General features: G+C 58.2%; 23 protein-coding genes, 2 tRNA genes and 2 other RNA genes. 15 read left to right on the top strand and 12 right to left on the bottom strand.

The window, feature by feature from the left end; translation table 11 throughout:
- Positions 1 to 16: 16 nt before the first annotated feature.
- The 4 genes from FOY96_RS13600 to ghrA form a co-directional block, all read right to left on the bottom strand.
- Positions 17 to 499: a DUF1097 domain-containing protein gene (locus FOY96_RS13600; RefSeq protein WP_074399111.1), complete on the bottom strand. Its 483-nt coding sequence runs from the start codon at positions 497 to 499 to the stop codon at positions 17 to 19.
- Positions 500 to 595: 96 nt separating this feature from the next.
- Entirely contained in the window at positions 596 to 1,150 is a 555-nt protein-coding gene (locus FOY96_RS13605; protein ID WP_033145180.1) for a TorD/DmsD family molecular chaperone, read from the bottom strand.
- 21 nt (positions 1,151 to 1,171) lie between these two features.
- A complete protein-coding gene (locus tag FOY96_RS13610) occupies positions 1,172 to 1,909 on the bottom strand; it encodes a phosphatase (protein WP_033145179.1) in 738 nt (245 codons plus the stop codon).
- Positions 1,910 to 1,993: 84 nt separating this feature from the next.
- Positions 1,994 to 2,932 (bottom strand): glyoxylate/hydroxypyruvate reductase GhrA, encoded by a 939-nt coding sequence (gene ghrA / locus FOY96_RS13615; RefSeq protein ID WP_064672266.1) that lies wholly within the window; start codon positions 2,930 to 2,932, stop codon positions 1,994 to 1,996.
- A gap of 232 nt (positions 2,933 to 3,164) precedes the next feature.
- Between ghrA and FOY96_RS13620 the strand changes: the two genes are divergently transcribed.
- A tRNA-Ser gene (locus FOY96_RS13620) sits at positions 3,165 to 3,252 on the top strand.
- A 44-nt stretch (positions 3,253 to 3,296) separates the two neighbouring features.
- Positions 3,297 to 3,434, top strand: a non-coding RNA gene (locus FOY96_RS13625) — RtT sRNA.
- Positions 3,435 to 3,567: 133 nt separating this feature from the next.
- Here the strand turns inward: FOY96_RS13625 and FOY96_RS13630 are convergent.
- On the bottom strand, positions 3,568 to 4,473 hold the full coding sequence (locus FOY96_RS13630; RefSeq protein ID WP_143347245.1) for a LysR family transcriptional regulator: 906 nt from the start codon (positions 4,471 to 4,473) through the stop codon (positions 3,568 to 3,570).
- A 109-nt stretch (positions 4,474 to 4,582) separates the two neighbouring features.
- On the opposite strand from FOY96_RS13630, the gene FOY96_RS13635 reads away from it, so the two are divergent.
- From FOY96_RS13635 to FOY96_RS13650, 4 genes are all read left to right on the top strand, one after another.
- Positions 4,583 to 5,443: a pirin family protein gene (locus FOY96_RS13635; protein WP_143347246.1), complete on the top strand. Its 861-nt coding sequence runs from the start codon at positions 4,583 to 4,585 to the stop codon at positions 5,441 to 5,443.
- A 20-nt stretch (positions 5,444 to 5,463) separates the two neighbouring features.
- The gene (locus tag FOY96_RS13640) at positions 5,464 to 6,141 is read left to right on the top strand and encodes an isochorismatase family protein (RefSeq protein ID WP_143347247.1); all 678 of its coding nucleotides are present in this window, start codon (positions 5,464 to 5,466) and stop codon (positions 6,139 to 6,141) included.
- Positions 6,142 to 6,278: 137 nt separating this feature from the next.
- Positions 6,279 to 6,366 (top strand) — tRNA-Ser (locus FOY96_RS13645).
- 44 nt (positions 6,367 to 6,410) lie between these two features.
- A non-coding RNA gene (locus FOY96_RS13650) (RtT sRNA) lies at positions 6,411 to 6,548 on the top strand.
- A gap of 199 nt (positions 6,549 to 6,747) precedes the next feature.
- On the opposite strand, the gene phoH is transcribed toward FOY96_RS13650, so the two are convergent.
- The 4 genes from phoH to efeU form a co-directional block, all read right to left on the bottom strand.
- Positions 6,748 to 7,536: a phosphate starvation-inducible protein PhoH gene (gene phoH / locus FOY96_RS13655; protein ID WP_024908976.1), complete on the bottom strand. Its 789-nt coding sequence runs from the start codon at positions 7,534 to 7,536 to the stop codon at positions 6,748 to 6,750.
- Positions 7,537 to 8,036: 500 nt separating this feature from the next.
- The gene (gene efeB, locus FOY96_RS13660) at positions 8,037 to 9,320 is read right to left on the bottom strand and encodes an iron uptake transporter deferrochelatase/peroxidase subunit (RefSeq protein ID WP_143347248.1); all 1,284 of its coding nucleotides are present in this window, start codon (positions 9,318 to 9,320) and stop codon (positions 8,037 to 8,039) included.
- A 5-nt stretch (positions 9,321 to 9,325) separates the two neighbouring features.
- Complete coding sequence (gene efeO / locus FOY96_RS13665) at positions 9,326 to 10,453, bottom strand: iron uptake system protein EfeO (RefSeq protein ID WP_039261706.1); 1,128 nt, start codon at positions 10,451 to 10,453, stop codon at positions 9,326 to 9,328.
- Between the two features lie 40 nt (positions 10,454 to 10,493).
- Positions 10,494 to 11,327, bottom strand: coding sequence for an iron uptake transporter permease EfeU (gene efeU / locus FOY96_RS13670; RefSeq protein ID WP_143347249.1), 834 nt, complete (start codon positions 11,325 to 11,327; stop codon positions 10,494 to 10,496).
- A 251-nt stretch (positions 11,328 to 11,578) separates the two neighbouring features.
- Here efeU and FOY96_RS13680 point away from each other — a divergent pair, with 251 nt between their 5' ends.
- On the top strand, positions 11,579 to 12,763 hold the full coding sequence (locus FOY96_RS13680; protein ID WP_029740188.1) for a NupC/NupG family nucleoside CNT transporter: 1,185 nt from the start codon (positions 11,579 to 11,581) through the stop codon (positions 12,761 to 12,763).
- A 70-nt stretch (positions 12,764 to 12,833) separates the two neighbouring features.
- Here the strand turns inward: FOY96_RS13680 and FOY96_RS13685 are convergent, their stop codons facing one another.
- Positions 12,834 to 13,253: a DUF3574 domain-containing protein gene (locus FOY96_RS13685; RefSeq protein ID WP_143347251.1), complete on the bottom strand. Its 420-nt coding sequence runs from the start codon at positions 13,251 to 13,253 to the stop codon at positions 12,834 to 12,836.
- Positions 13,254 to 13,369: 116 nt separating this feature from the next.
- Positions 13,370 to 14,878, bottom strand: coding sequence for a sodium/proline symporter PutP (gene putP / locus FOY96_RS13690; protein ID WP_039261698.1), 1,509 nt, complete (start codon positions 14,876 to 14,878; stop codon positions 13,370 to 13,372).
- 422 nt (positions 14,879 to 15,300) lie between these two features.
- Here putP and putA point away from each other — a divergent pair, with 422 nt between their 5' ends.
- Together putA and FOY96_RS13700 are read left to right on the top strand one after the other, a co-directional pair.
- Entirely contained in the window at positions 15,301 to 19,263 is a 3,963-nt protein-coding gene (gene putA / locus FOY96_RS13695; RefSeq protein ID WP_143347252.1) for a trifunctional transcriptional regulator/proline dehydrogenase/L-glutamate gamma-semialdehyde dehydrogenase, read from the top strand.
- A gap of 51 nt (positions 19,264 to 19,314) precedes the next feature.
- A complete protein-coding gene (locus FOY96_RS13700; protein WP_048976693.1) occupies positions 19,315 to 19,707 on the top strand; it encodes a lysozyme inhibitor LprI family protein in 393 nt (130 codons plus the stop codon).
- Between the two features lie 73 nt (positions 19,708 to 19,780).
- Here FOY96_RS13700 and rutR read toward each other — a convergent pair whose 3' ends face one another.
- Positions 19,781 to 20,419: an HTH-type transcriptional regulator RutR gene (gene rutR / locus FOY96_RS13705; RefSeq protein ID WP_023335217.1), complete on the bottom strand. Its 639-nt coding sequence runs from the start codon at positions 20,417 to 20,419 to the stop codon at positions 19,781 to 19,783.
- Between the two features lie 245 nt (positions 20,420 to 20,664).
- On the opposite strand from rutR, the gene rutA reads away from it, so the two are divergent.
- From rutA to rutF, 6 genes are read left to right on the top strand one after another with little or no spacing between them, the layout of a single operon-like run.
- Positions 20,665 to 21,756: a pyrimidine utilization protein A gene (gene rutA, locus FOY96_RS13710; RefSeq protein WP_023617762.1), complete on the top strand. Its 1,092-nt coding sequence runs from the start codon at positions 20,665 to 20,667 to the stop codon at positions 21,754 to 21,756.
- Positions 21,756 to 22,445 (top strand): pyrimidine utilization protein B, encoded by a 690-nt coding sequence (gene rutB / locus FOY96_RS13715; protein WP_033145167.1) that lies wholly within the window; start codon positions 21,756 to 21,758, stop codon positions 22,443 to 22,445. Before rutA ends, rutB begins: the two co-directional genes overlap by 1 nt.
- Positions 22,446 to 22,456: 11 nt before the next feature.
- A complete protein-coding gene (gene rutC, locus FOY96_RS13720) occupies positions 22,457 to 22,843 on the top strand; it encodes a pyrimidine utilization protein C (protein WP_010429508.1) in 387 nt (128 codons plus the stop codon).
- Positions 22,844 to 22,850: 7 nt separating this feature from the next.
- Positions 22,851 to 23,651 (top strand): pyrimidine utilization protein D, encoded by an 801-nt coding sequence (gene rutD / locus FOY96_RS13725; protein ID WP_096150544.1) that lies wholly within the window; start codon positions 22,851 to 22,853, stop codon positions 23,649 to 23,651.
- A gap of 9 nt (positions 23,652 to 23,660) precedes the next feature.
- Positions 23,661 to 24,251, top strand: coding sequence for a malonic semialdehyde reductase (locus FOY96_RS13730; protein WP_143347253.1), 591 nt, complete (start codon positions 23,661 to 23,663; stop codon positions 24,249 to 24,251).
- A gap of 9 nt (positions 24,252 to 24,260) precedes the next feature.
- Complete coding sequence (gene rutF, locus FOY96_RS13735; RefSeq protein ID WP_143347778.1) at positions 24,261 to 24,755, top strand: NADH-dependent FMN reductase RutF; 495 nt, start codon at positions 24,261 to 24,263, stop codon at positions 24,753 to 24,755.
- Positions 24,756 to 24,768: the final 13 nt, after the last annotated feature.

Here is a 24,768-nt window from a genome sequence, read left to right on the forward strand (position 1 = left end):
ATTATCTCGCCTTTTTTTATTCGCTCACCGCAGTGATGTTTTGCGCTTTTCCCCGTCGCGACGCCAGCCAAAGACCGCTGTTTTTCATGGCATAGCCAAACAGCAACCCCAGCGCCAGGGAGGGAACCACCAGCTTCCAGTCACCCTGCCCTGCAAAGGTCGCGCACGCCCCCATAAAGGTCCCCGGCACAAATGAAAGCAGCAGATGCTTAGCCTGGATGCACATTAAAAAGGCAACGACACCCGTCATGACGTACCCCAGCATCTCCAGATGCGGCGCCAGCGCGCTGCCCTTCATAATCACCAGCGCCCAGATAACACCGCTCATCAGCGTGCAGCCAGAGATAAAGAGCCCTTTGACGCCCCCCTGCGGACAGGCGAAATAGGCGGTGCAGCCGAGGAACCCGGCCCAGCTGAGCAATCCGAGAGACACGGCTACCCATCCCCAGAGTCCGGAGAGAATACCTGTCGTTAGTGCGATACAAAGTAATATATTCATGGCGCGCATCTTAGCAGATGCGCACTATAGAAATGAGATCAGAAGCACATTACGTGCAAGTTGAAATGTTGAGTTGCAGAATTTATGTGATCTAAATCACTCTTCGTTCTCTTCTTCCAGCTCATCCCACATTGCCGCAATAGCGTCGCGGGTCAGCGGGGCCAGAGTTCTCCAGAACGGCGAGGTGGCATGCGCTTCGACTTTACCCAGGAATGTCCCGACCCACGGCAGCAGGTACGTTTCGAACAAGGTTTCGATGGCTTCATTCTCATCATCACCGGCGTTGTCTTCGATCCAGGACGCCGCCAGCAGCAGCGTACCGATATGATCGGCTGGCGTATCGCTCAGCGGCATACCGCGCGTGGAGAGGAACGCGCGGACTTCCGCTTCCGTTGCCCCGTCCTGCCAGGCTGAACGGTATGGCGAAACGCGGCACTCATCGCCGACGAACAGCGCATTGTAGTCCGTCGCGATCTGCTGCATGTCGCAGCTTTTTTGCAGACGTTCCAGTAAATCATCCTGTTCCAGCGGCCAGTTCTGCGCCAGTTTGCCTTCACGAATTAACGTAAAGAGCGGAACCAACAGCGGGTCTTGCGGCTGGCGATAATAGAGCGTACCCAGCACGCGGCAGAGGATGGAAAACTCGTTCATTTTTATGATTCCATTACACAATTAAAGATCGGCAAATTCGGCTATCGGTTCCATTCCGCGCGACTCGAGGAAATCGAGCATGCGGCGTGGGGTCACGTTCAGGATTTGCGCTTCCGGGAAGTTAACATCATTCAGCACTTTCAGGCACTCGCTGAAATCGCCCAGCGTAAACGCGGTATGAGAATCTGAGCCCAGCGCCACCATGCCACCTGCGTCACGCACGGCGGCAGCCACTTCGCGGCAGTTGGCTTCACTGCCCTTACGCGAGTGCACAAAGGAGGAGTTGTTAATCTCCAGCGCCACGCGGTGCTTCGCTGCCGCCTGCGCGACAGCCTGAATATCAATCGGATACCTCGGGTTACCGGGGTGGCTGATAATGTGCACATTGCCGCTGGCAATGGTGGCAATCATCGCCGCGGTGTTGGTGTCTTTATCCTGAGGCGGGAAAACCGGCTCATGAAAACCGGCGAGGATAAGGTCAAGAGACGTCAGCATCGGGCCGGTGCAGTCGATCTCACCGTCGGTATTTTTGATGTTCGCCTCAATGCCGCGCAGTATCCCAATGCCGTCCACCAGACGTGGCCAGATCCGCATATTCACAAAATGCCAGTAGTGCGGCGCATCCGCCATGTCCGGGCCATGATCGGTGATCGCGAACAGCTTGATGCCTTTAAGCTTCGCCTGGGCGATATAATCATGGAGGTTGCTATACGCGTGGGTGCTGGCGACGGTGTGCATATGCAGGTCAACGGGATACATCTCTCTCTCCTCTGCGGTTTTTCCAAAGGATAGCAGTTATCAGCGGCGAATATTAGCAAAAACCCGGCGAACGCCGGGTTTCTCTCAGTAGCCGCGCTGTCTGTCGACCTGACCGGTGACCGCGTTACCCTTTTCCATTTCGCTGATGGTATGGGATATATACGCCACCGCTTCTGCCGGACGCGTCACGGCAGCCACGTGCGGGGTCATCGCCACGCGCGGGTGCGCCCACAGCGGGCTTTCCGCGGGCAGCGGCTCACGGCTATAGACATCCAGCATGGCGCCTTTTAGCTTTCCGCTGTCCAGCGCCTTCAGCAGATCGCCTTCCACGACATGGACCCCGCGCGCCAGGTTCATCAGGTAGCTCTGATCGACGAGCTGATTGAGCAGGGCTTCATTGATGATCCCTACCGTTTCCGCCGTGTTTGGCAGCAGGTTAATAAGCACGCGTGTCCCTTTCAGGAATGCAGGAAGCTCATCCGTTCCGGCAAAACTCTCAACGCCCGGATAATCCTTGCGGCTGCGGCTCCAGCAGCGCAACGGGAATCCCCACGGGGCAAGCGCTTCGGCCACTTTTGAGCCCAGCACGCCCGCACCGAGTATGCCGATCGTAAAGTCTTCGCGATGGTACTCCGGCAGCGGCTCCCAGTGGGCTCGCTGTTTAAAGGCCTGATAATCATCAAAGCGGCGGAACCAATGCAGTACCTGGCTCACGGCATATTCCTGCATTTGCTGGCCCATTCCGGTATCTTCCAGGCGGAAAAGGGGGATCTCTTCCGGCAGCATTTCAGGGTGTGCCTTCAGTTTGCTCAGAATGGAATCCACGCCGGCTCCCAGGGCAAAAACGGCCTTCAGCTTGCGGCCCTGGAGCATTTCTACCGGAGGATGCCAGACCAGCGCATAGTCAGCATGTTCATTATCGCCACGCTTCCACTCGCGAACGCGTGCGCCGGGTAACGCCGCCGAAAGCGCCTTGATCCAGTATGCCGTATCAAACGTGGGGTGATAGAAAAGTATATCCATTGTCATTCCTGCCTTTTATTGCGCTGATTTATTTTGCTTTTTCACTGGACGGTCAGCATAACAAATTTATAGCGCAACTGTGTTGCTGATAAAAAAGACGCTTTCAGCACATTTAAGAATCATGTTGCCTGAAGTTTGTCTAAACGCGCTAAATTACTGAAAAAGTGAGTTGACGGCAGTTCGGCTTTTCCTTACATTAGCGCCCGTCCCGGCAACAACGGGATGACAATATGGTGAGGTGTCCGAGTGGCTGAAGGAGCACGCCTGGAAAGTGTGTATACGGCAACGTATCGGGGGTTCGAATCCCCCCCTCACCGCCATATTTGAAGAAGAGCTCGCATGAAAATGCGGGCTTTTTTTTCGCATATTGCATGCCTGCGGGGGGATGAGAATCCCCGACCGGGGTTCGACAACTGGCGACAGCCAGTTGGACAGACTGAGAGCGTAGCGAACAGGCTGCCCGCAGGGCGAGCGAAGCGAGTCAATCCCCCCCTCACCGCCATATTTGAAGAAGAGCTCGTACGAAAGTACGGGCTTTTTTCTTTTATATTCTCCGTAAAGGGGGGATAAGAACCTTGAAACTCCCAGCGCTCTTTATGTCGGGTGGCGCTGCGCTTACCCGACCTACAAAGTCTTTACTCTTCCACCATCCGCGCATACTCTTCGGTCAGAAAATCCACCAGCGTCCTGACGGACGGCAGCAGGCCGCGCCTTGACGGATAAACCGCGTGAATCACTTCCCGTCGGGGTTCCCACGCATCCAGCACCCGTACCAGTTTCCCCGTCGCCAGCTGGTCCTTGACCATCAAAATCGGCAGCTGCACCACGCCGATGCCTGCCATGGCAGCTTCACGTAGCGCCAGCATGTCGGTGGTGATCAATCGAGGATGGTAATGAATCTCCGCTTTGGCACCTCCGGGACCGGACAGCTCCCATTTATGAATATGTTTCCCCTCGTTCATGCTTAACCCGGGCCAGGCACTGAGTTCAGACGGCACGACGGGTTCTCCCATGCGTTGAATCAACGCCGGACCCGCGACCAGACAATGTCCCCTGTCAGCCAGCACCCTTAATACCAGATCGCTGTCATCAAAGGGACGCGGGCGTACGCGGATCGCGATATCAACCCCCTCTCCCACCAGGTCTACCCGCCGGTTGGTCGCCTCAAGCTGAAGATTAATCCTGGGATAGCGCGCCATAAATCTGGCCAGCATCGGACCCACGTGGACATGCAACAGAGTTATCGGGCACGTAATCCTGACAACACCGCGCGGTTCAGCCTGCAGTGCAGCCACGGCTTCCTCCGCGGCCTCGGCCTCCACCATCATCGCTTTACAGTGCTGGTAGAAGGTCTGCCCGACCTCGGTCACCGTAAACTGTCGGGTTGTTCGGTGGATAAGCCGCACGCCAAGGCGTTCTTCCAGCTGCGCTATCCGGCGGCTTAGCCTGGACTTTGGCAGATCAAGCGCCCTTCCCGCCGCCGCAAAGCCACCGTAGTCCACCACCTTCACAAACCAGACGAAGTCATTGAGATCCTGCATAAATCCTCATCGTTCCATTTTCAGAACAGTGAATGCCATTTTCACTATCTACCGGAGTATTAACTCTGAATATAAGCTAATTATATCAACAGAACATCAGGAGTTAATCATGAAAAACGTAACAGGCGTTTATACCGCTCCCCGCCAGCACTGGGTTGGCGATGGTTTCCCGGTACGTTCGATGTTTTCTTACCAAACCCACGGCGAGCCGCTGAGCCCGTTCCTGCTGCTGGACTACGCGGGCCCGTACACCTTTCCGGCAGATGGGGCGAAACGCGGCGTAGGCCAACACCCTCACCGGGGTTTTGAAACGGTCACCATCGTCTATTCCGGTGAAGTAGAGCATCGCGACTCCACGGGCAAAGGCGGCGTCATTGGCCCCGGCGACGTGCAGTGGATGACGGCAGGTGCAGGCATTTTGCACGAGGAGTTCCACTCCAGCGCGTTCTCGCAGAAAGGCGGAGAACTGAAAATGATGCAGCTTTGGGTCAACCTGCCGGCCAAAGACAAGATGGCGGCACCGGGCTACCAGAGCATGACGAAGGATGCGATCCCGGTCGTGACGCTACCGGATAACAGCGGTTCGCTGCGGGTTATTGCCGGTCGCTACGAGGCTGTAACCGGCCCGGCGCACACCTTCTCACCGCTCAACGTCTGGGACATCGCGCTGAACCTGGGAAGCCATCTGACGCTCAATCAGCCCGAAGGCTGGAGCACCGCGCTGGTCGTGCTTGAAGGCAACATCACGGTGAACGGTACAACGCAGGCGGGTGAAGCCCAGCTGGTCGTTTTGAGTCAAGAAGGCGACAAACTGCACCTGGAGGCGAACAGCGATGCCAAAGTGCTGCTGATGGCCGGCGAGCCGCTGAATGAACCCATCGTGGGCTATGGCCCGTTTGTGATGAACAGTAGAAGCGAAATCAACGAAGCCATTCGTGATTTTAACTCCGGCCGCTTCGGCCAGATCTGAAATTAATAAAGGAGAAGATAATGTCTACACCTGCGAATTTTAATGGCGCACGTCCGGTTATTGATGTGAACGATGCGGTGATGTTGCTTATCGATCACCAGAGCGGTCTGTTCCAGACCGTTGGGGATATGCCAATGCCGGAACTGCGCGCCCGTGCGGCTGCGCTGGCAAAAATCGCGACTCTGGCGAAGATCCCGGTGATCACCACCGCGTCAGTCCCGCAGGGACCGAACGGACCGCTTATCCCGGAGATCAACGCCAACGCGCCGCATGCGCAATATGTTGCCCGTAAAGGCGAGATCAACGCCTGGGATAACCCGGATTTTGTTGCTGCGGTGAAAGCGACCGGGCGCAAGACGCTGATTATCGCGGGCACTATCACCAGCGTCTGCATGGCCTTCCCGTCAATCAGCGCGGTAGCGGACGGCTATAAGGTGTTTGCGGTGATTGATGCCTCCGGCACCTACAGCAAAATGGCGCAGGAGATCACCCTGGCGCGCGTGATGCAAGCAGGAGTGGTTCCGATGGATACGGCGGCGGTGGCCTCTGAGATCCAGAGAACCTGGAACCGTGAGGACGCAGCCGAGTGGGCTGAGGTGTATACCCACATCTTCCCGGCTTACCAGCTGCTGATCGAAAGCTACGGCAAAGCACAGGAAGTAGTTAAAAACAGCGAAGTGCTCGATTCACAGCGTTAATAACCCGTGCTGCGACAAGAGCTGATTAAGGCTTAACCGAACGAGCACGAATACAGAAAATCTGCTTGACCGTGTTAGCGCAACTCCCTATAGTAGCGCCCCGTTGCCCCCCAAGCGGTCAGGCAGCAAAAAAATATGGTGAGGTGTCCGAGTGGCTGAAGGAGCACGCCTGGAAAGTGTGTATACGGCAACGTATCGGGGGTTCGAATCCCCCCCTCACCGCCATATTTAAAGAAGAGCTCGCATGAAAATGCGGGCTTTTTTTTCGCATATTGCACGCCTGCGGGGGGATGAGAATCCCCGACCGGGGTTCGACAACTGGCGACAGCCAGTTGGACAGACTGAGAGCGTAGCGAACAGTCTGCCCGCAGGGCGAGCGAAGCGAGTCAATCCCCCCCTCACCGCCATATTTAAAGAAGAGCTCGCATGAAAATGCGGGCTTTTTTTTCGCATGTTGCACACCTCTGGGGGGATGAGAATCCCCCGGTGCTATATGCAGCCCGGTGCGGCCTAAGCCCCTCACCCTGCCCCTCTCCCCAGGAGAGAGGGGATAAAAAGCACAAAAAACAAAGCCCGGTTTCCCGGGCCTTGAACACAACAGCAAACTCAATAATACGCTTGCAGCGTGCGCTGACAGAGCGCTGAACGCACGCAGTCCTCTTTAGTGAAGCGTACCACCCCAATCATCTCATCTTCCTCAAAACGTGACATGGCGTCGCTCAGCCCGGATTTCACGCCGGATGGCAGGTCACACTGGGTAATATCGCCGTTAACGATAACCGTCACGTTCTCCCCGAGGCGCGTTAAAAACATCTTCATTTGCGCAGCGGTCACGTTCTGAGCCTCGTCAAGAATGACGACCGCATTTTCAAATGTACGTCCGCGCATATAGGCGAACGGCGCGATTTCCACCTTGCCAATCTCTGGTCGCAGGCAGTACTGCATAAAGGATGCACCCAGTCGCTTCACCAGCACGTCATAGACGGGCCTGAAGTACGGAGCAAACTTCTCCGAAATATCTCCGGGCAGGAAGCCGAGATCTTCATCAGCCTGCAGTACAGGACGGGTAACAATAATGCGCTCCACATCCTTATGAATCAGCGCTTCCGCCGCTTTGGCTGCACTGATCCAGGTTTTCCCGCATCCGGCTTCACCGGTTGCAAAGATGAGCTGTTTACTCTCGATAGCATTCAGGTAGTGCGCCTGAGCCTCATTGCGCGCCACAATTGGAGAATTATCACGGCTGTCTCGGGCCATGCCAATTGCTTCTACGCCACTCATCTGCACAAGCGAGGTGACCGATTCTTCTTCACGCTGTTTATGGCTACGTGAATCCCGTCTCAGCACACGTTTTGCTTCGCGACGAGCTTTGATCACTGCTTTTTGTCTTCCCATGGATAGCACCTTGAGTTGTTGGTATTCATCACACGCGCCAGCTTCGGCACGATTATGCGCACGAACATCAGAGGGTTGGCTTCCTTGTAAGCCATTGCTTGCTTTATCGGATAACGATACGGAACAGCTACGCGCACCGTTCTGCACGTCGGTCGAATCAGATTCTTGAGGAAGGGGGGAGAATTTAGTGGTGAGGAAATCGCTGCCGGAGTCTGAGCCTCCGCGCCGGGTGCTGCGGTTGTTATGTTTACCTTGTCCAGTACAGGACGCAACCATTCGCGATCTCCATAGTGATTCAGCATCACTGCCGGGAACTACCGCTGTCTTATCTTAAGTACATCAGGAGTTATCATAAATGCAACATTTATTTTACCTGAATGCAACTTTTAAGACTGTCCCTACAGGTGAAATCAGTCTCATATAGAAATATTACAGAAATATAACAGGAGGATAGTCATATGAAAAAATAATGTCCCCGCGAACGGTTGCGGGGACAATTATCAGGCTTCAATAAGACCTTGAGCGAGGTATGCGTTCCGATCGCGCACGCCCGGCAGGGCAAAGAAATAGCCGCCGCCGATGGGCTTAATGTACTCTTCCAGCGCTTCGCCGTTGAGCCGCTTCTGCACTGTCAGGAAGCCTTTTTCCAGATCGTGCTGATAGCAGACGAACAGCAGGCCCATATCAAGCTGGCCGGCGTTGGTCACGCCGAGCGAATAGCTGTAGCCACGACGCATCATCAGGCTGGACTGCGTCTCTTTGGTGCGCGGATTGGCCAGACGAATGTGGCTGTCCAGCGCGATGGTATCGCCATTGGGATCGCTGGCGTAGTCGGGCACGTCATGCTCGTTCTTCATGCCGAGCGGCGCGCCGCTTTGCTTATCGCGACCAAAGATCGTCTGCTGCTCCTTGAGCGGCGTGCGGTCCCAGAACTCCACGTGGAACTGGATAATCCGCACCGCCTGATAGCTGCCGCCCACCGCCCACGCCGGTTCGCCCTGATCCGCCGTCACCCATACCACGTCTTTCATCAACGCCGCATCGCTGCTGTCCGGGTTGGCCGTACCGTCCTTAAAGCCCAGCAGGTTCACCGGGGTCTCTTTCCCTTTACTGCGGGCGGCGTGGTCCGAGATAAAACCTTCCCGCTTCCAGCGCACGCTCAGCAGATCCGGCGTGTGCTTGATGATATCGCGCAGGGCGTGGATCACCGTGTCCTGAGTATTGGCGCAAATCTGCAGGAGCAGGTCGCCATGGCACAGCGCCGCGTCCAGGGAGTCATTCGGGAAACGCGTCATTTTCTGCAGCGCTTTCGGCTTCTGTTTTGCCAGCCCATAGCGCGCGTCAAACAGCGACTCACCGAGCGAAACGGTAATGGTCAGGTTATCCGGGGCGATAAACGGCCCCAGAATGCCGGAGTCCATTGGCGGCAGACGCGGGTTCGGCGTATCGGGCGCCGGTCCGCCAGCGGTAAGAAACGCGATGCGCGTCGTCAGCAGGCGGAACAGGCGCTCCAGATCGGCTTTATCGCTGGCCAGCGAATCAAAGGCCACCAGCATCATGGACGCCTGCTGCGGCGTCAGGATGCCCGACTGATGCTCGCCAAAAAACGGCTGCGTCTCCATGCGGGCATTGGGTGACAGCGTGCCGGGCGCGCTCTGCGGTTTCGCCGCATGCGCTACCGGACAGCCACCGGCCAGAGCAAGAGCGCCCCCCAGCGCCCCTACTCCTTTTAACAATCGACGACGTGAAGGCTCAACCACATCGTTATCGCTATGCTTATTCATCGTGCTTAGTCCAGACCCAGTACGCCGCGCAGCAGAGAGAGATCTTCCGCCAGGGCGGTAATCGGGCCTTTCAGCGCGTTACGGTCGGCATCGGTCAGCTTGTCGTAGGTTTCAAACCCGTCTTTGGTACGGTACTTCGCCAGAATGGTGTCGACTTTTTTGAAGTTGGCATCCACTTTGGCCAGCAGTTCGCCGTTCTCTTTCTGCAGCTGAGGACGCAGCAGGTTAACAATTTTCTGCGCGCCGTCGACGTTGGCCTGGAAGTCCCACAGATCGGTATGGCTGTAGCGATCTTCTTCGCCGCTGATTTTGCTCGCGGCCACTTCTTCAATCAGACCAGCCGCGCCGCCCACCACTTTTGACGGCGGGAAGGCCAGCTCGCTGATGCGCTTTTGCAGCTCCAGCACGTCGCCGTTCAGCTGCTCGGCGTATTTCTCCATCCCTTTGGTAGAGTTGTCGCCAAACAGGGCTTTCTCCAGACGGTGGAAACCGGTGAATTTCGGATCGGCGGCTTTCTGCTCGTAATCGTCTTCGCGGGCATCAATGCTGCCATCAAGGTCAGAGAACAGTTCGGCAATCGGCTCGATGCGCTCGTAGTGCTGACGGGTTGGCGCATACAGGGATTTCGCTTTTTCGATGTCACCGGCCTTCACCGCATCGGTAAAGGCTTTGGTTGCCGCCGCCAGGTCCGCCGTTTCTTTCGTGACATAGACTTTATATGCCGTAATCGCGTCGCCCAGGCTCAGCACCGCAGCGCCTTTCGCCGCATCGGCCGTCGCTTCACCTTTGACGATCAGCTTCCCTTTAGGGTTGGTCAGCAGGCCGCAGGTCATCTCATACTCGCCCGGCTGCAGGTTGGCGGTCATCTTCTGGCTGAAGCCAGGGGCGATGTTTTCACGCTCCTCCACCACCAGAACCCCTTTCAGGATCTCCCACTCCAGCGCTTTCTGGCTGTGGTTCTGAATAATGAACTGGGTTTTGCCGCTGTTCACCGTGAGGGTCATCGGCTCACACTGCTTATCATTAACGGTGACTTTAACCTGAGGAACATCCGCGCCCCAGGCAGAGAATGAAGAAGCGAATAGCGCGGCAATGCCTGCGCATAACGCACTACGACGGAACTGAATTGCCATGACTCTTCCCTTTAAAAGTATGTTGTAACTAAATTACACATTACGGCGCAACGCGCGACGCCTGGGTGCCGGTACGCGGCGGCATAGCGAACAGCACCAGCGCCGGAACCAGATAAATAAAGTACATCGCCACTTCGCTGACGCTCGGCGTTTCCTGATAGCCGAAGATACCTTCGAGCAGTGTGCCGGTCAGAGAGTGCGTGGAGAGCACGTTGCTGAGATCGAACGCCACGTCCTGGAAATGGTTCCACAGGCCCGCCTCGTGGAAGGCGCGAATCGCCCCTGCCGCCAGCCCAGCCGCCACCAGCAGAATAAACAGGCTGGTCCACTTGAAGAAGGCGCCCAGGTTCAGGCGAATACCGCCCCAGTAGAGCAGAAAGCCCAGCACAAAGGCGGTTGCCAGCCCGAGCATCGCGCCAACCGGCGGCCAGATACCGACATCCTGCTGAAACGCCGCCAGCAGGAAGAAAACGGACTCCAGGCCTTCACGCGCGACGGCAAAAAAGACCATCATGATCAGCGCCCAGCCGTGGTTATTGCCCTTTTGCAGGGCGTTATCCACCGCCTGCTCCAGCTGCACCTTCACGTTACGGGAGACTTTACGCATCCAGAACACCATCCACGTGAGGATCACCACCGCAATTACGGCGACGATCCCCTCAAACAGCTCCTGCTCTTTCTGCGGGAACTCCCCGGTGGTTTCGTTGATGAGGATACCGAGGCCCAGACAGAGTGCCGCGGCAAGGAATACCCCGACCCACATGACGCCAATCCAGCGTCCGCGCTGGGTTCGCTTCAAATAACTGGCGATGAGGCTCACGATAAGGGCAGCTTCGAGCCCTTCACGTAACATAATGAGAAATGGAACAAACATGCCGACACCTTAAATGTTTATCGCGGTCAACTGATGCAAAGAAAGGTAAATTCTTGTGATAGTGATTATCATTACGGCGGAAAGAAACACAAGCGAAATGTGTGGTGTTTTGATGACGAGTTGTAAACGCCGAGCCTGGTAATAGTTACATACGTTACGTTCAGGTTTATAAGTTATAACGAAAATGCCCATTTACGCTGGTACGGGGCTGTGGCTAAATATCCGCCTCAAACACCTGGTGAAAATTAATTATGTTTAAAATTGTCCATTTCCTGCTGGCGCTGGTCATTATTCTCGCGCTTGCCTGGCTGGTAAGTTTCGACCGCCGAAAAATTCGCATTCGTTATGTTTTACAGCTGATTGTTATTGAAATTGCGCTGGCGTTCTTTTTCCTGCACGCCGAAAGCGGGTTATTCCTGATTAAATATGTTTCCGGCTTCTTTGAGTCACTGCTGAAATTTGCTTCGGAAGGGACCAATTTCGTCTTTGGCGGAATGGGGGAAAAAGGGCTGGCGTTCATTTTCCTCGGCGTGCTTTGCCCGATTATTTTTATTTCCGCACTGATTGGTATTCTTCAGCACTGGCGGATCCTGCCGATTTTTATTCGGGTCATCGGTACGCTGCTGTCGAAACTGAACGGTATGGGCAAGCTGGAATCCTTTAACGCGGTGAGCTCGCTGATCCTCGGCCAGTCGGAAAACTTCATTGCCTACAAGGGCGTGCTGGGCGATCTCTCCTCTCGTCGTCTGTTCACCATGGCGGCCACGGCCATGTCGACGGTCTCCCTGTCGATTGTCGGCGCCTATATGACCATGCTCGACGCCAAATTTGTCGTCGCGGCGCTGATTCTGAACATGTTCAGCACCTTTATTATTCTCTCCGTCATCAACCCGGCGCGCCCGGAAGCGGAACCGGATATCAAGCTGGAAAAACTGCATGAATCGCAGAGCTTCTTCGAAATGCTCGGCGAGTATATTCTGGCCGGTTTTAAGGTGGCGATGATTATTCTGGCTATGCTGATCGGCTTTATCGCACTTATTAGCGCCGTTAACGCCCTCTTCTCCAGCGTATTTGGCATGAGCTTCCAGCAGATCCTGGGCTATGTATTTTATCCCCTGGCATGGCTGGTGGGTATTCCGCTGAGTGATGCCTTAAACGCGGGCAGTATTATGGCGACCAAGCTGGTGGCGAATGAATTTGTGGCGATGATTGAGCTGCAAAAAATCGCGCATCAAATGTCCCCGCGCGGGCTGGGCATTTTATCCGTCTTCCTGGTATCCTTCGCGAACTTCGCGTCCATCGGAATTGTGGCCGGGGCGATTAAGGGCCTGAACGAGCAGCAGGGGAACGTGGTGTCGCGGTTTGGTCTGCGTCTGGTGTACGGCGCGACGCTGGTGAGCCTGCTGTCGGCGAGCTTTGCGGGGCTGGTGCTTTGATGCAATACCGGGTGGCGCTTCGCTTACCCGGCCTACAAAACAACAACGGCGGGATTTCCCGCCGTTTTTATTAGAACTGCACGCACACCGGCTGATCGACGCGCATCACCGACTCCTGCGCGAAGCGAGATTTATAAATTCCGCGTAACGCTTCGATGTTCTTCTCGCTCTGCGCATCCTTACCGTGGATCAGCATCAGCGCTTTGCTGGGTTCACGCGCCACTTTCCCGTCGTTCCCCAGCCACTGCCCGCGCGCGTCAAACACCGTTAAGCCATCGCGGAAACGCGGCGTCACGTCCTGGTCAACAAACTGCTGCCACTCGTTGCTGGTGATCTGCGCCCCGGTAGGACGATTTAAGCCGAAATAGAGCGTGGTTTGCTGCATCTGGTTATCCGCCTTGCAGGTCTCTACAGCCGCGTGTTGCGATGGCGCCGTGCAGCCAGCGAGCATCAATAGTGCCGCTGCCATTACCCCTGTTTTGATTGTCATGCTTCGCTATCCTCATTGTTATAAGCACATGGATATCACAGGAAATTACGGATTTTGGCAAGAAAAAAGCCGGGTGCGCTTGCGCTCACCCGGCCTGCATTGTACAGCGAGAATAATTATTCTGCCTGGAGCTTAGACGGCGGCGCAGTGTGGTAATGCGCGTCGGCTTCAGCAAAGCGTTTCTGCATGGAGGCAGACGGGGCTTTACCCAGCAGGCTGAACACCACGATGCCGATGCTGCCGAAGATGAAGCCCGGAATGATTTCGTACAGGCCCAGCCACGCGAATTGTTTCCAGACGATAACGGTCAGCGCACCGATAATCATCCCCGCCAGCGCGCCGTTACGGGTCATACGTGACCACATGACGGAGAACAGCACGACCGGACCAAACGCGGCGCCAAAGCCCGCCCACGCGTAGCTCACCAGGCCCAGCACGCGGTTTTCCGGGTTGGCCGCCAGCGCGATGGCAATCAGCGCCACCAGCAGCACCATAAAGCGCCCTACCCACACCAGCTCTTTCTGGCTCGCGTTTTTACGCAGGAAGGCTTTGTAGAGGTCTTCGGTGATCGCACTGGAGCAGACCAGCAGCTGGCAGCTCAGGGTAGACATCACCGCCGCCAGGATTGCGGAGAGCAGAATACCGGCAATCCACGGGTTAAACAGAATTTGCGCCAGCTCGATGAACACGCGCTCGGCGTTCTGGTTCACCGCGCCCGCCTGCGCCGGGTTGTTGTTGAAGTACGCGATGCCGAAGAAGCCGACCGCACACGCCCCCGCCAGACACAGGATCATCCACGTCATGCTGATGCGACGGGCATGAACGATGGTGTGGTGAGAATCCGCCGCCATAAAGCGCGCCAGGATATGCGGCTGACCGAAGTAGCCCAGGCCCCAGCCCATCAGGGAGACGATGGCCACGAAGTTCAGCCCTTTCAGCATGTCGACGTTTTCGATGCTCTTCTGCTTGATCACTTCCAGCGATTCGCCAAAGCCGCCAACGGTGAAAATCACAATCACCGGAGTCAGGATCAGGGCGAAGATCATCAGGCTCGCCTGCACGGTATCGGTCCAGCTTACCGCCAGGAACCCGCCCACGAAGGTATAGAGGATGGTCGCCGCAGCACCGGCCCACAGGGCGGTTTCGTAGCTCATGCCGAAGGTGCTTTCGAACAGACGCGCGCCGGCCACGATGCCGGAGGCACAGTAAATGGTGAAGAACAGCAGGATAACTACCGCAGAGATAATGCGCAGGATGCGGCTGTTATCTTCAAAACGTCCGGTGAAGTAATCCGGCAGCGTCAGGGCGTTGTTGTTGGCCTCGGTATGCACGCGCAGACGGCCTGCCACCAGCTTCCAGTTGATCCACGCGCCGACGGTCAGGCCGATGGCGATCCAGCTTTCAGAGATACCGGAGATGAAAATCGCGCCGGGCAGCCCCATCAGCAGCCAGCCGCTCATGTCGGAGGCGCCCGCAGAGAGTGCGGTCACCATCGGGCCTAAACTGCGTCCGCCCAGAATGTAGTCGTCAAAGTTCTTTGTAGAACGCCACGCCAAAAACCCTATCAGGATCATGCCAAAAATATAAACGAGAAATGTCACCAGCATCGGTGTGCTAATAGCCATTCAAATTCTCCAAAATGTCGAGCGACAACCATCCGGGCTGCCTTGTTATATGATCACCGGAACGAGGTGAATGTATCTTGTGTTTCGGTTGGGCGCGCTATCCTGCCGTATGCGCCTTCCGCTGACAAACGATTTAACACTGCATTTACATCAATTTCATCCCCGGTTTGATACGAGTTTCCTATAGGTTGCACTCGCTCACGCTTTTGCGGGTTGCACCTTTGAAAAGTGTTAACTACCGCATAAAACCAGGCCTCCTGCACAAAAGCCAGTGCGTTTTTCCAGCTAACCATTCGTTAACAATCCATTCATTTTCCGGGTTGCAAACCAGGTCACATTTAACACGGTTGCACAAAGTTGCAACATGGTGGATATTTCACGCTATCAACAGAACGCTATTACAGAACAACAGGAGCTTTGGCATGGGTATGACCACCATGGGGGTTAAGCTGGATGACGCAACCCGCGAACGGATTAAGACCGCAGCAACCCGCATTGACCGCACGCCGCACTGGTTAATTAAGCAGGCGATTTTTAACTATCTCGAAAGACTCGAGAGCGATGAGGGCCTGCCGGAGCTGCCTGCCCTGCTGGCCGGTGCGGCGAATGAAAGCGAAGAAGCCCCGGCCGCTGGCGACGAGAACCATCAGCCGTTCCTTGAATTTGCCGAGCAGATCCTGCCGCAGTCCGTCAGCCGTGCCGCTATTACCGGCGCCTACCGCCGTGCCGAAACCGACGCCGTGCCGATGCTGCTGGAGCAGGCTCGCCTGCCGGAAGCCATTGCCGCACAGGCGCACAGCCTGGCGTATCAGTTAGCCGACAAGCTGCGCAACCAGAAAACCGCCACCGGCCGCGCCGGGATGGTTCAGGGTCTGCTGCAGGAGTTTTCCCTCTCGTCTCAGGAAGGCGTGGCGCTGATGTGCCTCGCGGAAGCGCTGCTGCGTATTCCGGATAAAGCCACCCGCGACGCGCTGATCCGCGACAAGATCAGCAACGGTAACTGGCATTCACACATTGGCCGCAGCCCGTCGCTGTTCGTCAATGCCGCCACCTGGGGCCTGCTGTTTACCGGCAAACTGGTCTCCACTCATAACGAAGCCAACCTCTCCCGCTCCCTGAACCGCATCATCGGCAAGAGCGGCGAGCCGCTGATCCGCAAAGGCGTGGACATGGCGATGCGTCTGATGGGCGAGCAGTTTGTCACCGGGGAAACCATTGCCGAAGCGCTGGCGAACGCCCGCAAGCTGGAAGATAAAGGTTTCCGCTACTCGTACGACATGCTGGGCGAAGCGGCCCTGACCGCCGCCGACGCGCAGGCCTACATGGTTTCTTACCAGCAGGCGATCCACGCCATTGGTAAAGCGTCCAACGGTCGCGGTATTTATGAAGGCCCGGGCATCTCTATCAAGCTCTCTGCTCTGCACCCGCGCTACAGCCGCGCGCAGTACGACCGTGTGATGGAAGAACTCTACCCGCGCCTGAAATCCCTGACCCTGCTGGCGCGCCAGTATGACATCGGGATCAACATTGACGCCGAAGAGGCCGACCGTCTGGAGATCTCCCTCGATCTGCTGGAAAAACTGTGCTTCGAGCCGGAGCTGGCAGGCTGGAACGGCATTGGCTTCGTTATCCAGGCCTACCAGAAGCGCTGCCCGTTCGTCATTGATTACCTGATTGACCTGGCAAGCCGCAGCCGCCGTCGCCTGATGATCCGTCTGGTGAAAGGCGCCTACTGGGACAGCGAAATCAAACGCGCACAGATGGAAGGGCTGGAAGGCTATCCGGTCTATACCCGCAAGGTATACACCGACGTCTCTTACCTCGCCTGTGCGAAAAAGCTGCTCGGCGTGCCGAACCTGATCTATCCACAGTTCGCTACCCACAACGCCCACACCCTGGCGGCGATCTACAGCCTGGCCGGGCAGAACTACTACCCGGGCCAGTACGAGTTCCAGTGCCTGCACGGCATGGGTGAACCGCTGTACGAGCAGGTCACCGGTAAAGTGGCGGACGGCAAGCTGAACCGCCCGTGCCGTATTTACGCCCCGGTAGGTACGCACGAAACCCTGCTGGCGTACCTGGTGCGTCGTCTGCTGGAAAACGGTGCGAACACCTCTTTCGTTAACCGCATCGCCGATACCACCCTGCCGCTGGACGAGCTGGTGGCCGATCCGGTGCAGGCCGTTGAGAAGATGGCGGCACAGGAAGGCCAGGTTGGCCTGCCGCATCCGAAGATTGCCCTGCCGCGCGAGCTGTACGGCAATGGCCGCGTCAACTCGGCGGGTCTGGATCTCGCCAACGAACACCGTCTGGCGTCCCTCTCCTCTGCCCTGCTCAACAGCGCGCTGCAGAAGTGGCAGGCCAAACCGATGCTGGAGCAGCCCGTTGCAGACGGCGAAATGCAGCCGGTGATCAACCCGGCCGAGCCGAAGGATATCGTCGGCTACGCGCGTGAAGCGACCGAAGCGGAAGTGGATCAGGCGCTGGACAGCGCGGTGAACAACGCCCCTATCTGGTTTGCCACGCCGCCGCAGGAGCGCGCCGCGATTCTGGAGCGCGCGGCGGTGCTGATGGAAGATCAGATGCAGTCGCTCATCGGCATTCTGGTGCGCGAAGCGGGCAAAACCTTCAGCAACGCGATTGCCGAAGTGCGCGAGGCGGTTGATTTCCTCCACTACTACGCCGGTCAGGTGCGCGATGATTTCGATAACGAAACCCACCGTCCGCTGGGTCCGGTCGTCTGTATCAGCCCGTGGAACTTCCCGCTGGCGATCTTCACCGGCCAGATTGCCGCCGCGCTGGCCGCAGGCAACAGCGTGCTGGCAAAACCGGCAGAGCAGACCCCGCTGATTGCCGCGCAGGGCATCAGCATTCTTCTGGAAGCCGGCGTGCCGGCGGGCGTGGTTCAGCTGCTGCCGGGCCGCGGTGAAACGGTCGGTGCCAAACTGACCTCCGATAACCGCGTGCGCGGCGTGATGTTCACCGGCTCGACCGAAGTGGCGTCGCTGCTGCAGCGCAATATTGCCACCCGTCTGGATGCGCAGGGCCGTCCTACGCCGCTCATCGCGGAAACCGGCGGGATGAACGCCATGATCGTTGACTCCTCTGCCCTTACCGAGCAGGTGGTGGTCGACGTGCTGGCCTCCGCGTTCGACAGCGCCGGCCAGCGCTGCTCCGCCCTGCGCGTGCTGTGCCTGCAGGACGACGTGGCGGACCACACGCTGAAGATGCTGCGCGGCGCGATGGCCGAATGCCGCATGGGCAACCCGGGCCGTCTCACCACCGATATCGGGCCGGTGATCGACGCGGAAGCCAAAGCCAACATCGAAAACCACATTCAGACCATGCGCGCGAAAGGCCGCCCGGTGTTCCAGGCGGTGCGCGAGAACAGCGAAGATGCGCGCGAATGGCGGACCGGCACCTTTGTGCCGCCAACGCTGATTGAGCTGGCAAGCTTCGACGAGCTGAAAAAAGAGGTCTTCGGCCCGGTGCTGCACGTGGTGCGCTACAACCGTAACAACCTGAACGAGCTGGTTGAGCAGATCAACGCCTCCGGCTATGGCCTGACGCTCGGCGTGCATACCCGTATCGACGAGACTATCGCGCAGGTCACCGGTAGCGCCAAAGTGGGCAACCTGTACGTTAACCGCAACATGGTTGGCGCGGTCGTGGGCGTACAGCCGTTCGGCGGCGAAGGCCTTTCCGGCACCGGTCCGAAAGCGGGCGGTCCGCTCTACCTGTACCGTCTGCTGGCGAACCGTCCGGAGAACGCCCTGGGCGTCACCCTGGCACGCCAGGATGCGGACTATCCGGTGGATGCGCAGCTGAAAACCGTGCTGACCCAGCCGCTGGAGGCGCTCATTACATGGGCCGAAAAACGTCCTGAACTGCGTGCCGTCGCGAAGCAGTACGGCGAGCTGGCGCAGGCGGGCACGCAGCGTCTGCTGCCGGGTCCAACCGGCGAGCGCAACACCTGGACGCTGATGCCGCGCGAGCGCGTGCTGTGCGTGGCCGATAACGAGCAGGACGCGCTGGTGCAGCTGGCCGCCGCCATGGCAACCGGCTGTGAAGTGCTGTGGCCGGAAGATGCCCTGCATCGCGATCTCGCCAAACAGCTGCCGAAGGCGGTCTCGGCCCGCATTCGCTTCGCGAAAGCCGATAACCTGCTGACCCAGCCGTTTGATGCGGTGATCTACCACGGTGATTCCGATCAGCTGCGCGAACTGTGCGAGCAGGTTGCGGCCCGCAGCGGCGCCATCGTTTCCGTGCAGGGCTTTGCGCGCGGAGAAACTAACCTGCTGCTGGAGCGTCTGTACGTGGAGCGCTCGCTCAGCGTCAACACCGCGGCGGCAGGCGGTAATGCCAGCCTGATGACAATAGGCTAACGCTGTGCTAATAAGGCTCCGGAGACGGAGCCTTATTTTATTGGGGAGTATATGAAACGATATCTTATCGCCAGTGCGGCACTGCTGCTGAGCGCCAGCGCGCTGGCCGACGAGTGCGACAACGCGACCACCCAGCTTGAACTGAATACCTGTAGCGCGCAGCAGTACCAGGCTGCCGATAAAAAACTCAACCAGACGTATCAGGCCGCCGTTAAGCGTGCAGCGGCACCCCAGCGCGACCTGCTGAAAAAGGCGCAGCAGGCGTGGATTACCCTGCGCGATGCGGACTGCGCGTTTATCGGTTCGGGGACGGAAGGCGGTAGCGTCCAGCCAATGATTGTTAACCAGTGTCTGGCGGAGAAAACCGTGGAGCGAGAAGCGTTTCTGGCCTCGCTGATGCAGTGTGAAGAGGGCGACTTAAGCTGCCCTCTCCCGCCGGGCTGAGGGATCCCCACAAAATAATACCTGCGCGGACGACCCCCTCTCCCTTGAGGGAGAGGGCTGGGGTGAGGGGAAACTAGCGCAGGCGGATCCCTTCGATAATCATCCGCTGCACGTTTTCCAGGGTGCTGTGGAAAAACGCCTCGTCCTGGAGCGTTTTACCGGTCACCGCCTCAACCTGGGCCGCAAAGTCAGCGTAATGCTGGGTGGAGGCCCAGATCATAAAGATCAGATGATGCGGGTCGACCGGGGCCAGTTTTCCGCTGGCGACCCATCCGGCAATAATGGCCGACTTATCGTCCACCAGCTGTTTTAGATCGCCGGTTAATTCCGCCTGCAGCAGCGGCGCGCCCTGCAGCATCTCAAGACAAAACAGTCGCGACGCCTGCGGGTAATCGCGCGACACCTCCAGCTTCAGGCGAATGTACTCTTTGATCGCCACCAGCGGGGCCAGCTCCGCGCGGAACGCTTTGAGGGGCGCCAGCCAGATATCGAGGATCTGCTGCATCACCGCGATATAGAGCGCCTCTTTCGACGGGTAGTAGTAAAGCAGATTGGTTTTGGATACGCCGGACTGCTCCGCCACCTGCTCCAGGCGCGTGCCGTGAATACCAAACTGCGAAAAAGTCTCCAGCGCCGCGCTGAGGATCGCCTGCTTCTTGGCGCTCACCGCCTGCGAACGTTTACCTGGTGTTTTCACTGCGCCTTGTGCCATTCCCGCTCTCCTTATTCTGCGTTGCCCTCAGCATAGCAAAACCCCCGACTCGCCACGACATCCTGCACTCCGATCGCGCATGAATGCCTGTTTTCTGTGCAATGTTTTTGACCAGTTAGTCCACATTTAGCCGCATCAATCCACCAACTTCTGATTAACACATTAATAACACAGCCATTTTCAAAACTGGCACCGCCTTTGCAAAAACACCGATACACCTGCGACGTAATGAAGAGAGGTTCGTGATGAAAATTGGCGTATTTGTACCCATCGGCAACAACGGCTGGCTTATCTCGACCACTGCACCGCAATACATGCCGACCTTTGAGCTCAATAAAGCCATCGTGCAGAAAGCAGAGCACTACCATTTCGACTTTGCGCTTTCGATGATCAAGCTGCGCGGCTTTGGCGGCAAAACCGAATTCTGGGACCACAACCTGGAGTCCTTTACCCTGATGGCCGGGCTGGCCGCGGTCACCTCGCGGATCCAAATCTACGCCACCGCCGCCACGCTGACCCTGCCCCCGGCGATCGTCGCGCGCATGGCCTCCACCATCGACTCCATCTCCGGCGGGCGTTTTGGCGTCAACCTGGTCACCGGCTGGCAAAAACCGGAGTACGAGCAGATGGGGCTCTGGCCGGGTGACGATTACTTCTCGCGTCGCTACGACTACCTGACCGAATACGTGCAGGTGCTGCGCGACCTGTGGGGGACCGGCAAAAGCGATTTCAAGGGCGATTTCTTCACCATGAACGACTGCCGCGTCAGCCCGCAGCCGTCGGTGCCGATGAAGGTGATTTGCGCCGGACAAAGCGACGCGGGGATGGAGTTTTCCGCGAAATACGCCGACTTCAACTTCTGCTTCGGTAAAGGCGTGAACACGCCTGCCGCCTTCGCCCCGACCGCCGCGCGCATGAAAGAGGCCGCCGACAAAACCGGGCGCGACGTGGGCTCCTACGTGCTGTTTATGGTGATCGCCGACGAAACCGACGACGCCGCGCGCGCCAAATGGGAGCGCTATAAGGACGGCGCCGACGAGGAGGCCCTGAGCTGGCTCACCGAACAGAGCCAGAAGGATACCCGCTCCGGGGCGGATACCAACGTTCGCCAGATGGCCGACCCGACCTCCGCCGTCAATATCAACATGGGCACGCTGGTCGGCTCGTACGCCAGCGTCGCCAGAATGCTGGACGAAGTGGCGGCCGTGCCCGGTGCGGAAGGCGTTCTACTGACCTTCGACGATTTCCTCACCGGCGTGGAAACCTTCGGCGAGCGCATCCAGCCGCTGATGCAGTGCCGCGCCCACATCCCTGCCGTCACGAAGGAGGTGGCGTAATGACGACCCTTAACGCACGCCCGGAAGCCATCACCTTCGCGCCGCAGCAGAGCGCGCTGATCGTGGTGGACATGCAAAACGCCTACGCCAGCCAGGGCGGTTATCTGGATCTGGCTGGGTTCGACGTCTCCGCCACCCGGCCGGTGATCGAGAACATTAAAACTGCCGTCGCCGCCGCGCGCGCCGCGGGCATGCTCATCATCTGGTTCCAGAACGGCTGGGATGACCAGTACGTCGAGGCAGGCGGCCCCGGCTCGCCCAACTTCCACAAGTCGAACGCCCTGAAAACCATGCGTAAACGGCCCGAACTGCAGGGCAAGCTGCTGGCGAAAGGCGGCTGGGACTATCAGCTGGTGGATGAGCTGGTACCGCAGGCGGGCGATATTGTTCTGCCCAAACCGCGCTACAGCGGCTTTTTCAACACCCCGCTCGACAGCCTGCTGCGCAGCCGGGGCATTCGTCATCTGGTGTTCACCGGCATCGCCACCAACGTCTGCGTGGAGTCGACCCTGCGCGACGGCTTTTTCCTCGAGTATTTTGGCGTGGTTCTGGAAGACGCGACCCACCAGGCCGGGCCGGAATTCGCCCAGAAGGCGGCCCTGTTCAACATCGAAACCTTTTTTGGCTGGGTCAGTAACGTCAATGATTTCTGCGACGCCCTGACTCCCCCGCTCGCCCGTATCGCCTGAGGAGACATCTGATGCCGAAATCCGTGATTATTCCGCCGGGCACCAGCACGCCCATTGCCCCGTTTGTGCCCGGCACCCTCGCCGACGGCGTGGTGTATGTCTCCGGCACGCTGCCGTTTGATAAAGACAACAACGTGGTGTTTATCAACGACCCAAAGGCGCAAACCCGCCACGTACTGGAGACGATCAAAACCGTGATCGAAACGGCGGGTGGCACGATGGAGGACGTGACCTTCAACAGCATCTTTATCACCGACTGGAAAAACTACGCCGCGATTAACGAGATTTACGCCGAGTTCTTCCCCGGCGATAAACCGGCGCGGTTCTGCATTCAGTGCGGGCTGGTGAAGCCAGAGGCGCTGGTTGAGATCGCCACCGTTGCGCACATCGCGAAGTGAGGCAGGTATGAAACTTTCCGTCTCGCCGCCCCCGTACGAGGGCGCGCCCGTGGTGGTCTTTATTTCCGGTCTCGGCGGCAGCGGCAGCTACTGGCTGCCCCAGCTGGCCGCGCTGGAGCCGGAGTATCAGGTGGTGTGCTATGACCAGCGGGGAACGGGCAATAACCCCGCCACCCTGCCGGAAGGGTACAGCCTTGCGCAGATGGCGGACGAGCTGGCCCAGGCGCTGGCTGAAGCCGGGATTGTCCGCTACAGCGTCGTGGGTCACGCGCTGGGGGCGCTGGTCGGCCTGCAGCTGGCCCTCGACAGGCCCGACGCCCTCACCGCGCTGGTGTGCGTTAACGGCTGGTTGACCCTCAACGCCCACACCCGCCGCTGCTTTCAGATCCGCGAGCGCCTGCTGCATTACGGCGGCGCACAGGCGTGGGTCGAGGCGCAGCCGCTGTTTCTCTACCCTGCGGACTGGATGGCCGCCCGCGCGCCCCGTCTGGAGGCCGAAGAAGCGCTGGCGCTGGCCCATTTCCAGGGTAAAACCAACCTGCTGCACAGGCTCAGCGCCCTGAAAAAGGCCGACTTCAGCCGCCATGCGGCGCGCATTCGCTGCCCGGTACAGATCGTCTGTTCTGCCGACGACATGCTGGTGCCCTCAGTCTGCTCATCCGAGCTGCAGGCGGCGATCCCGCACAGCCACAGCGTGGTGATGCGCCAGGGCGGGCACGCCTGCAACGTCACCGAGCCGGATACCTTTAACACCCTGCTGCTGAACGGGCTTGCCAGCCTGCTGCACAGCCCGGAACCCGCTTTATAAGGAGCTTTAATGAGCGAAGCCATTACCCCCGCCGCGCTGGAAACGCTGTTCACCGGCGCGCGCACCCATAACGGCTGGCAGGATATGCCCGTCAGCGACGAAACGCTGCGCGAAATCTACAACCTCATGAAATGGGGGCCCACGTCCGCCAACTGCTCCCCGGCGCGGATTGTGTTTGTGCGAAGCGCGGAGGGAAAAGAGAAGCTGCGCCCGGCGCTCTCCAGCGGCAACCTCGAGAAAACGCTCACCGCCCCGGTCACGGCGATTATTGCCTGGGACGGTGAATTCTACGAGCGCCTGCCCGAGCTGTTCCCGCACGGCGATGCAAAGAGCTGGTTTACCACCAGCCCCGCGCTGGCGGAAGAGACCGCCTTTCGCAACAGCTCAATGCAGGCCGCTTACCTGATTTTCGCCTGTCGCGCCCTGGGGCTGGACACCGGCCCGATGTCGGGATTTGACCGTCAAAAGGTCGACGAAGCCTTTTTCACCGGCACGACGCTTAAAAGCAATCTGCTGATCAACATAGGCTATGGCGATACCCGAAAACTTTACGGGCGCCTGCCGCGCCTGGACTTTGACGATGCCTGCGGGCTGGCGTAAGGAGCGATGATGACAACACCGGATAAACAAACCTTTCGCGACGCCATGGCCTGCGTTGGCGCGGCGGTCAACATCATCACCACCGACGGCCCGGCGGGGATAGCAGGCTTCACCGCCAGCGCGGTGTGCAGCGTCACGGATTCACCGCCCACCCTGCTGGTGTGCCTGAACCGCGGTGCGTCCGTCTGGCCAACGTTTAGCGAAAACCGCACCCTTTGCGTGAATACCCTGAGCGCCGGACAGGAGCCTTTATCTAACCTGTTTGGCGGGAAAACGCCGATGGCGGAACGCTTTGCCGCCGCCCGCTGGCAGACGGGCGACACGGGCTGTCCGCGCCTGGAAGATGCGCTGGCCTCGTTTGACTGCCGCATCAGCCAGGTGGTGAGCGTCGGCACCCACGACATTCTGTTTTGCGACATTATTTCGATTATTCGCCACCCCGCGCCGCAAGGGCTGGTGTGGTTTGACCGCGGCTATCACGCGCTTATGCGACCCGCCTGTTAACCCGCCTTAAGGA

This window comes from Enterobacter asburiae, assembly GCF_007035645.1.
In the GTDB taxonomy this organism is placed as follows: Bacteria; Pseudomonadota; Gammaproteobacteria; order Enterobacterales; family Enterobacteriaceae; genus Enterobacter; species Enterobacter asburiae_B.